This window comes from Collinsella sp. SGI.033, assembly GCF_050315135.1.
GTDB lineage: Bacteria > Actinomycetota > Coriobacteriia > Coriobacteriales > Coriobacteriaceae > Collinsella.
Genome location: NZ_JBNPOK010000013.1, coordinates 46,625 through 56,364, shown reverse-complemented (window position 1 = coordinate 56,364; position 9,740 = coordinate 46,625). Strand labels below are relative to the sequence as shown.

8 protein-coding genes are annotated in these 9,740 nt (G+C 60.8%); 6 read left to right on the top strand and 2 right to left on the bottom strand.

Annotation, left to right across the window (positions count from 1 at the left end):
- The first annotated feature begins 110 nt into the window (after nt 1-110).
- The 5 genes from ACQRC0_RS05595 (at nt 111) to ACQRC0_RS05575 (ending at nt 6,226) form a co-directional block, all read left to right on the top strand.
- Entirely contained in the window at nt 111-1,118 is a 1,008-nt protein-coding gene (locus ACQRC0_RS05595; RefSeq protein WP_427719479.1) for a YitT family protein, read from the top strand.
- Between the two features lie 142 nt (nt 1,119-1,260).
- Nucleotides 1,261-1,980 (top strand): GntR family transcriptional regulator, encoded by a 720-nt coding sequence (locus tag ACQRC0_RS05590; protein WP_427728466.1) that lies wholly within the window; start codon nt 1,261-1,263, stop codon nt 1,978-1,980.
- A 398-nt stretch (nt 1,981-2,378) separates the two neighbouring features.
- Nucleotides 2,379-4,355 carry a RecQ family ATP-dependent DNA helicase gene (locus tag ACQRC0_RS05585; protein WP_427728464.1) on the top strand — a complete coding sequence of 659 codons (1,977 nt, stop codon included), beginning with the start codon at nt 2,379-2,381 and terminating at the stop codon, nt 4,353-4,355.
- A gap of 2 nt (nt 4,356-4,357) precedes the next feature.
- Nucleotides 4,358-5,113, top strand: coding sequence for a GntR family transcriptional regulator (locus ACQRC0_RS05580; protein WP_427728462.1), 756 nt, complete (start codon nt 4,358-4,360; stop codon nt 5,111-5,113).
- A gap of 144 nt (nt 5,114-5,257) precedes the next feature.
- Nucleotides 5,258-6,226 (top strand): SIS domain-containing protein, encoded by a 969-nt coding sequence (locus tag ACQRC0_RS05575; RefSeq protein WP_152067318.1) that lies wholly within the window; start codon nt 5,258-5,260, stop codon nt 6,224-6,226.
- Nucleotides 6,227-6,605: 379 nt separating this feature from the next.
- On the opposite strand, the gene ACQRC0_RS05570 is transcribed toward ACQRC0_RS05575, so the two are convergent.
- Complete coding sequence (locus ACQRC0_RS05570) at nt 6,606-7,583, bottom strand: L-lactate dehydrogenase (RefSeq protein ID WP_427728460.1); 978 nt, start codon at nt 7,581-7,583, stop codon at nt 6,606-6,608.
- Nucleotides 7,584-7,794: 211 nt separating this feature from the next.
- Here ACQRC0_RS05570 and metA point away from each other — a divergent pair, with 211 nt between their 5' ends.
- On the top strand, nt 7,795-8,721 hold the full coding sequence (gene metA, locus ACQRC0_RS05565; protein WP_427719472.1) for a homoserine O-acetyltransferase MetA: 927 nt from the start codon (nt 7,795-7,797) through the stop codon (nt 8,719-8,721).
- A gap of 91 nt (nt 8,722-8,812) precedes the next feature.
- On the opposite strand, the gene ACQRC0_RS05560 is transcribed toward metA, so the two are convergent.
- Complete coding sequence (locus tag ACQRC0_RS05560) at nt 8,813-9,409, bottom strand: 5-formyltetrahydrofolate cyclo-ligase (RefSeq protein WP_427728457.1); 597 nt, start codon at nt 9,407-9,409, stop codon at nt 8,813-8,815.
- Between the last annotated feature and the right edge of the window lie 331 nt (nt 9,410-9,740).

Here is a 9,740-nt window from a genome sequence, read left to right as displayed (position 1 = left end):
CGGTCCTTCTGATGGTTGTCGAGAGAGGGTGAATTGAGGCGCCCCCGCACGCTCCATGCTACAATCGCGGGCATGCCCCACAACTATATCTGCCTTCGAAAGGAGCCTGCGTGGCGGATGCCATCGATCAGCTCACGGACCGCGTGCTCGTACTCGGCCGCCTCACCATCGTCCGCCGTGCCATTACTGCCGTGGCAGTCACGGTCTCTGCCGTTCTCCAGACATTCCTGATCCAGGCGTTCATTTGGCCCGCTGACCTGCTTCCGAGTGGTCTTACCGGCGTCGCGGTCCTTCTCGATCGCGTTACCTCGCTAGGTGGCGTTCACATCGACATCTCGCTCGGTATGCTCGCACTCAACATCCCCGTGGCGCTCCTATGCTGGAACGGCATTAGCAAGCGCTTCGTCATCTTCTCGATGATGCAGGTCGTGCTCTCGTCGCTGTTCCTCAACGTTTTTCACTTCGCTCCATTTTTGGGCGACAAGATCATGCTCATCATTTTTGGCGGCGTGGTCTCGGGCCTGGGTGCTGCCATCGCGCTTAAGTCCGGCGCATCCACCGGCGGTACCGACTTTATCGCGTTGTGGGTCTCCAACCACACGGGCAAGACCATCTGGGGCGTCATCTTTGGCTTCAACTGCTTTATCCTGGCAATCTTTGGTTTTATGTTTGGCTGGGACAAGGCGGCGTATTCCATTGTGTTTCAGTTTATTTCGACCAAGACCATCGACAGTTTCTATCATCGCTACGATCGTGTGACGCTGCAGATCACGACGCGTAAGGCAGACGAGGTCATGACTGCCTACGTAAACCATTTTCAGCACGGCATTAGCTGCGCCGAGGTCGTCGGCGGATACAGCCGCGAGAAGATGTACCTGCTGCACACCGTTGTCTCGACCTACGAGAGCCAGGACATTATCAGGCTGGTATGCGAGGTTGATCCCGGCGCCGTGATCAACGTGTTCCACACGCTCAACTTTGTGGGCGGTTGGTGGGGCGGTCATGTCGACGAACCCATGCCCACGGCCGTTCCCGATCCCGACAAGCCCGCACGCATGGCCAGCAGGCAGGTGCGCCTCAGCGAACAGGACAGCCTGCAGCAGGACGACGGCAAGTAAGGTATTTGGCATTTTGCCGGCTCTGCTCAATCCTGTCCCTTTTTGGTAGGGAGGGTGTATCGTTTTATCGTTATGAGGTAACATAAAACTAGACGTTATATACGTATTTGTTATTCCGATATTTCGATAAGAGTGATTAGATATGCCTGCACCCAAAAATGCGCCGCTGTACCAGCAGATTTACGACGAAATCAAGGATTCGATCGAGAAGGGTGTTTATGCACCCAAGGAGCGTATCCCGTCCGAGCTTGAGCTTGCCGAGCAGTACGAGGTGAGCCGTATTACGGTGCGCCGCGCCGTAGAGGAGCTGTGTTCCGATGGCTATCTGGTTAAACAGCAAGGCCGTGGCACGTTTGTCTCCACGCCGCACATCAACCGCCAGTTTCATGCCTCGATGCTGCAGACGTTTACCGCGCTGTGTGCCGACAATGGCATGAAGGCCGGCGCGCATGTAATCGATCGCCAGATCGTTCCGGCGCGCCAAAACGAGATGGAGTTCTTTGGCCTGCAGAAGGATGCGCTGCTGCTGCATATCAAGCGCGTGCGTACGGCCGACGGCGAGCCCATCTTTGAGGAGAACATCTTTGTGCCCTTTGACGCCTACCGTGAGCTGTTGACGGCCGATCTTGAGGACAAGTCGATTTTTGCCGAGGTCGAGCGTGTTGGTGGAACGCCGATTGCCTCGGCTGGCTACCGCACGGTCGAGGCCGTTCGCGCCAATGCCGAGCAGGCGGCCGAGCTGGGCATCGCTCCGCACGATCCGCTGCTCAACCTGCGTGCCGGCTTTACCGGTCCCAATGGCGAGCCGGTTTTGCTCGGCAAGCAGTATTACGTGGGTAGCCGCTACGTCATGGTCATATAAGTTACGCGGTTTTACCAAACCGTGTAACGGCTCGACGCTACGCCTTTGGTTCCGCCGTTCTAACGAACGGCGGACCGGTCGACGCTGCAAACGCCCCTAAGCGGCAATCTGACGTTCAATCGTCGGTCGCGTACCGAAGTACGCTTCCCTCCTCTTTCACGTCACCTTGCTCGCTTAGGGGCGTTTTCGCTGACTTATGCTCAACCAGCGACGTTTCCGCGCTTGTCAAGAATGTCCCCAATGACTACCCACCGTTTTTGGCCTGTGTACGGGTTCAAAGTGGGAGATTATCCACGCTCGTTCCCATCGGATTACATTGCCCGTGGCCGGCAGCCGTGCGGCACCGGTCCGCGTGGCGGCGTATAATCGGCGGCAGATGACTTGGACGTTAGGAAACCATGACCGATAGCATGCAGAAGATGGCGCTCGATACGCTCGGCGCCTATTTTGGCTACACCTCGTTTCGCCCGGGGCAGGACCGCATGGTCGATGCGATCCTTGCCGGCCGCGATGCGCTGGGCGTTATGCCCACGGGCGCCGGCAAGTCCATTTGCTACCAGGTGCCCGCGCTCATGCTGTCCGGTATCACCTTTGTGGTGAGTCCGCTGCTGTCGCTTATGGAGGATCAGACCCGTGCATTGCTCGCGGCGGGTGCGCGACCCAGCTATCTCAACTCCAGTCTTACTCCGGCCCAGCAAAACACCGTGCTCAAGCGGGCGCGCGAGGGCCGCTACCAGCTTATGTACGTGGCGCCCGAGCGTCTGCTCGAGCCGCGCTTTTTAGCTTTTGCGCGGGAGGCCGCCGCCGGCATTGGCGTGCCACTCGTGGCCATCGACGAGGCTCACTGCGTAAGCCAGTGGGGCCAGGATTTCCGTCCCGCCTACCTGCAGATTCGCGAGTTCATCGATTCCCTGCCGCAGCGCCCCATCGTGGCGGCCTTTACCGCTACGGCGACCGAGCGCGTGCGCGCGGACATTCAGCAGATGCTCGGCCTGCAAAACCCCGCGACGGTGGTGACGGGCTTCGATCGCAAGAACCTCTACTTTGGCTGCGAGGAGATGGGCGACAAGGCCAAGGCCGCGTGGGTGCGCGACTATGTGATCGCACATTCGAGCGAAAGCGGCATCGTGTATTGCTCGACTCGCAAGACCGTCGATGCGCTGGCAAGCGAGCTTGCCGAGGCGCTGGGCTCCAGCGGCATTCGCGTTGGCCGCTACCATGCCGGCATGGGCAACGACGCCCGCCGGCAAAGCCAGCGCGCCTTTATCGACGACGATATCCAGGTAATGGTTGCCACCAACGCCTTTGGCATGGGTATCGACAAGCCCAACGTGCGTTACGTGATTCACAACAACGTGCCCGAGAGCATCGAGGCGTACTACCAGGAGGCGGGCCGCGCCGGCCGCGATGGCGACCCAGCCAGCTGCCATTTGCTGTGGAACGGCAATGATTTTCGTATGCGTCGCTTTTTGATCGATCGCGGCGATGTTGCCGACGAGGCGCTCGATGACGAGCAACGCGCGTGGGCGCTCCAGAATCGATACCGTCTGCTCAGCCAGATGGAGGGCTACTGCAATACCACCGGCTGCCTGCGCGAATACATACTGCGCTACTTTGGCGACGAGGCTGCGGCCGAGCATACCGCCGCAGCCGGTGCTAGCGGTGCCGCCACGGACGACGCCGAGGGCTGCGGCAACTGCAGCAACTGCCTCACGCAGTTCGAGGTCGAGGACGTCACCGATATGGCCCGTGCCGCCGTGCGCTATGTGGCTACGCGTCCCATGCGTTTTGGCAAGTCGCTGATCGCCGACGTGCTCCACGGCGGTAACACCGAGCGCATTCGCCAGATGCATCTGGACGAGGACCGCGGCTACGGTGAGCTGTCGAGCGAATCGGTCGGGCGCATCAAGGACATTATCGGGCAGCTGTGCGGCCGCGGTTATTTGGCAACCTCACAGGGACAGTACCCGGTCGTGGGGCTGGGCCCGCGTGCCGGCGAGGTCGAGGACGAGGCGTTTGCCTTTACCGTTAAGCGTCGTGCATCCAAGCGCAAGGCCTCGGCCCGCGCCCGCCGTGCGGTGGATCTGCTGCGCGAGGAGGCCGAGCTGGATCAGCGCCCGCGCGTGGGCGACGATGCCGAGCTGTTCGAGCGCTTGCGGGCACTCCGCAAGGAGATTTCGATCGAGCTGGAGATGGCGCCGTACATGGTCTTCTCCGATAAGGCCCTGCGCGGTCTGTGCCGCCTGCGCCCTCAGACGCGCGACGAGCTTATCCGGGTCAACGGCATTGGCGAGAAAAAAGCCGACGCCTTTGGCGAGCAGTTTATGGCGGCGATTGAAGAGTTTGAATCCGAGCATGCACGGGATGGAGCGTAACGATGGCAGCCGATAGCAAGACCGACCGTACTGACGTGTCCGCCGTGCCGCTGTACCAGCAGGTTATGGACGACCTAAAGGGCGAGATCGCGCGCGGCGTGTACGCTGCCGGCTCGCGCATTCCTTCCGAGATGGAGCTCGCGAAGTCCTACGGCGTGGGGCGCATTACCGTGCGTCGCGCCATTGAGGAGTTGTCGCGCGCGGGATATCTCAACCGTCAGCAGGGGAGGGGCACGTTTGTGTGTGCGCCCAAGCTCAAGCGCAAGATTGTCCAGAAAGGCGACGTCCAGAGTTTTACCGAGGCCTGCGCTGCCAACGACATGGCGGCCGGAGCGCGCCTGGTATCGCGCACGGTGGTTGCGGCGACGCGAGAGGACGCGGCGTTTTTTGGCGTGGAACCCGGCTGCGAGCTCATCGTGGTCGAGCGCGTGCGCACGGCCGATGGCGTGCCCGTCATGCTCGAGAACAACGCCTTTGTGCTGGCCGACCATCCCTATCTGCAGCAGCTTGCCGACGAGGACCTCGCCGACAATTCGATTTTTGCGATCGTTGCCGTGCATTCGGGCCGCGCACCGCTCAAGTCCGATCCCTGTACCGTGGAGATCGCGCTCGCTGATGCCCAGACGGCCCCGCTGTTGGAGGTGCCGGTCGGCGAGCCGCTCTTTTATATGGAGGCGTACTTTACCGATGCGGACGAGCGGCCCTTGCTGCTCGGGCGCCAAAAGATCGTGGGCTCGCGCTACGTGTTCGACATCTAACGTCCATAGATAGAACAATACAGAACAAGTTTGGTGAAATGAATTCACCTGCGACAGCTTGCGTGTTATAAATAGGACAACATAGAACGACCGCAGGTACGAGCTTTCGTCGCTCAAAGCCGCCACACAGGGAGGAACGTCACCGTGAACGCACACGATCTGGTTCAGGAAATTATCGAGCGCAAGGGTAAGATCGAGAATGTCTTTTGGATCGCCTGCGGCGGTTCGATGATTGACCTTATGCCGGCCAATGAGCTGCTCAAGCGCGAGGCAACCACGTTTACTTCGACGGTCTACACGGCGCGCGAGTTTTGCCTTATGGCCCCCAAGAGTCTAGGGCCGAAGTCGCTCGTCATCGCCTGTAGCCACAGCGGTAACACGCAAGAGGTCGTCGACGGCTGCGAGATGGCGCTGGCCGCCGGTGCCGAGGTCGTGACTATGACTGACTACGCGGGCTCCAAGATCGATAACGGCAAGTGGACCACCTGGGTTTACCCGTGGGGCAAGGGCGAGTCGCAGGCCGAAGTTCCGCAGGGCATCGGCGCTCTGATCGCCGCCGAGCTGCTCGACCAGCAGGAGGGCTACGAGGCGCTCGCCGACATGTACGCCGGCCTTAAGCAGATGGACGCACTGCTGCCCGCTGCCCGCGAGAAGGTCAACGCCGAGCTGGGCGATCGCTTTGCCGAGCTCTGCCAGCAGCACAAGTTCTTCTATATCCTGGGCTCCGGCCCCAACTTTAGCCAGACCTACGCCATGGCCATCTGTTCGCTCATGGAGATGCAGTGGCAGCACTGCTGCTACATCCACTCCGGCGAGTATTTCCACGGTCCCTTCGAGGCTACCGAGCCCGGCGTGTTCTACTTTGTGCAGCTTGGCGCTGGCGAGTGCCGCCCCATGGAGGAGCGCGCACTGGCATTTCTCAACACGCACACCGATACAGTCATGGTGCTCGATGCGCTTGAGTACGGCGTGGGCGAGGTGCCTGCCAGCGTGCGTTCGTACCTGGAGCCGATCTTCTTCTATGCGATGAGCTGTGAGCTGCGCGCCGCCCGCGGCAAGGTATTTGACCACAGCCCCGAGGTTCGCCGCTACATGGGCGTCGAGCAGTACTAGGTAACGGGGAACGCGATTTTTCATGACGGGGCCTTCGCCAAGCGCGGGCCCCGTTTGCGTTACGGCGCCCCTTTCTGTTTGTCGAAAACGAAGTCAAATACTTTTCCCGAGAAGTGAACGACCTATTTTGGACCCCCGAAGCATCGACATTTTTTGACGCCAAAACAGCAGGAAAATCTTAATGAAACTGCAGGAAATGGTCTCCACAAAGTGCCGATGCTTCGAGGGCTCGTTTTTGCTCGTTCACTTTTCGGGAAAAGTATTAGACCTAAATCTGCAGGCGTGTCGCGTGAGTCAAAAAGCGGGCCGCGCCGGTGGGTTTCCGGCGCGGCCCGCTTGGTATCGCGCTTAGATTTGCAAGGTTGCGGCAGCCAACGGCCTACTTGGCGTCGTAGGCCTCGGCGTCCCACCAGTCGAGCTGGGCGATGTTGTCGCGGATGTGCTGACAGCTCTTGTGGAAGCCCTCGAGCTCGTGCTCGGAAAGGTCGAGCGTGTAGACCTCCTCGACGCCCTCGGCGCCGATCACGCACGGCAGGGAGGTAAAGATGCCCCCCTCGCCATACTGGCCGGTCATAAGCGTAGAGGCCGAAAGCACGGCGTGCTCGTTGTGCAGCACGGCGGCGCAGACGCGCGCGGCGGAGTTGGCAACGGCGTACTCGGTGCACTGCTTGCCGGCGTAAGTCACATAGCCGCCCTTGCGTGCGAGCTCCTCGACTTCCATGTGGTCGAAGGCGTACTTGTCGGGGTTCTCGGCCTGAAGCTCGTTGAGGCTCTTGCCGGCGATGGTTGCGGCCTTAAAGGCGGCCAGCTGGCTAAAGCCATGCTCGCCGATCATGTAGGCATCGATGGACTTGGGGCTCACCCCGACCTTCTTGGAGATCTCGGTGCGCAGGCGGGCAGAGTCCAGGCCACAGCCCGAGCCGATGATCTTCTTGGGATCGTAGCCGGTCAGGTGCCACAGCTCGGTGCACACGACGTCGCAGGGGTTGGAGATGCTCACGAAGATGCCGTCGAAGCCGGCGTTGACGATGCGCTTGGCAAAGGTGCGGGCGGCGTCGGTGGTAAAGAACAGCTCGCCGTCGCGGTTGCCGGCGGCCAGTGCGACCTTGCCGGCGGCGTTGACGATGACGTCGCAGCAGGCCAGCTCCTCGTAGTGGTCGTAGCAGTTGACGATCTTGGTGTTGTACGGAACAAACGAAAGGGAGTCGCGCAGGTCTTGGACCTCGGACGTCACCTTTGCCTCGTTGATATCGCAGAGGTACAGCTCATCGGCAATGCCCTGCATGAGCAGGCTGTTGGCGACATGTGCTCCTACGTGGCCCTGGCCGACCACACCGATCTTACGCGTCTGGTACATATACGTATCCTTTCGGCCGAGTTTTTCGCATCGAACCATTGTAGCGTCCTGCTGCCACTTTGCTAGGCTAAAGCGCCGTAGATTTTTGGGACATGCCTTAATCTCTACTTTTGGAGTGATTTGGGCCGCTGACGGTGTCTCGGGGCGATGCACTCGCGCGGATGGGGCCGCTCGTTGTACCATAGCTGCAACTGACTCGTAAGGAGCATCCATGCCCATTCGCATCCCTGACGCCCTCCCTGCCGCCGCGCAGCTCGAGAGCGAGAACATCTTTGTCATGACCGAGTACCGCGCGCTGCACCAGGACATCCGTCCGCTGCGCGTGCTCATCCTCAACCTCATGCCCACCAAGATCGCCACCGAGACGCAGATCATGCGCAAGCTCTCCAACACGCCGCTGCAGGTAGAGGTGGACCTGCTACGCACCAAGACGCACGAGGCCACGCACGTGAGTGCCGGCCACCTGGAGACGTTCTACCGTACGTTCGACGACATCCGCGATATCCACTACGACGGCCTGATCATCACGGGCGCGCCGGTGGAGCAGATGCCGTTCGAGGAGGTCGACTACTGGCCCGAGCTCTGCCAGATCATGGATTGGTCCACCACGCACGTGCACTCTACGCTGCATATTTGCTGGGGTGCACAGGCAGGGCTCTACCATCATTACGGTATCCAGAAGTGCGACCTGCCGGCCAAGGCGAGCGGCGTGTTTGAGCATTATCTGGTGAAGCCGCAAAGCCCGCTGGTCCGCGGCTTTGACGACCGCTTCTATGCCGTGCATTCACGCAATACCGATGTGCGCCGCGAGGACGTGGAGGCCGAGCCGCAGCTTGAGGTCGTGGCCGTATCAGACGAGGTGGGCCTGTACATCGTCAAGTCGACCGACAGCCGCCGCTTCTTTGTCTTTGGCCATCCCGAGTATGATACCGACACGCTACGCCTGGAGTACGAGCGCGACGTGAAGCGCGGGCTCAACCCCCAGGTGCCGGCGCATTACTTCCCAGGTGACGACCCCACCGCCGAGCCGCGCAACGTCTGGCGCAGCCAGGCCCAGCTGCTCTACACCAACTGGCTCAACTACTACGTCTACCAGACCACGCCCTACGACCTGGCCCGCGCCGGCGAGGAGCACTAGGCTACGGCCGCGGTTGCGGTTGTGGCTGCGGCTGCGGCGTGACGAGCGTGGATTTTCGGATGCCCATCTTGCGGGTGCGATACAACGGCGGTTAGGCGCTGATGATGTGGGGTAGCGGCAGGTCGTGGGTGTCGGTGGGAACGTGGTCGACACGCTGCTCGTCAAAGGCGATGCCGATGATTTGGCATGCGGGCGAGAGCGTGGGCAGGTAGCGGTCGTAGCAGCCGCCGCCGTAGCCCAGGCGCGCGCCGGTGTGGTCGAAGGCTACGAGCGGCACGACGATCATATCGAGCGCCTCGGCAGGCACGATAGGAAAACGGCTGCTGTCGACGTCCGTGGCTGCGAAGGCCCGCGTAGGGTGGGCGATAAACGGGGCCTCGGACGCATCGCCGGCAGCAACTGCCCGCATGCACATGCGCTGGCCACAAGCCACGGTGTCAGCTGCCGAGAACATGCACGGATAGGCCACGCGCCAGCCGTGTTTTGCGGCCGCTGCGGCAAACGCGGCAGGATCTGCCTCGGAGCCCATGGCGGCATAGACGGCAACGGTGCGCGGGGCCGCGGGACCCGAGCCGCCCAGCAACTCAACGAGCCGCGCGCATACAGCAGCAGACTTTGCCGCCCGCATATCCAAATCTAGAGCATCGCGCCGGGCAATTATCGCCCGCCGCAACTCGGCCTTATCCATCCCGGCCCCTCTCTCAAACCTGCCAAAAAGGGACAGGTTTATTTTGGTAGGTTTTATCTGGTCAAATGTCGAAACCACCACGCAAACCATCGCAAGGGGAGCAGTTCATGGACATCTTCGTGGGTTTTGACGAAGAGTGGGTGTTCGCGGCGGTGTGTCTCGATCTGTAACAGTAACTCGGCAAAATCGGGCCTAGATGTTACAGATTGAGACAAAGGGCCGGCGTCATCCGAAAACGTCTCGATTTGTAACGTCTGGAGCCAATATTCCCGCCTAGATGTTACAGATTTAGACAAACTGGTGTGACGGGCTGAGCTGCCCCGCCCAGGCA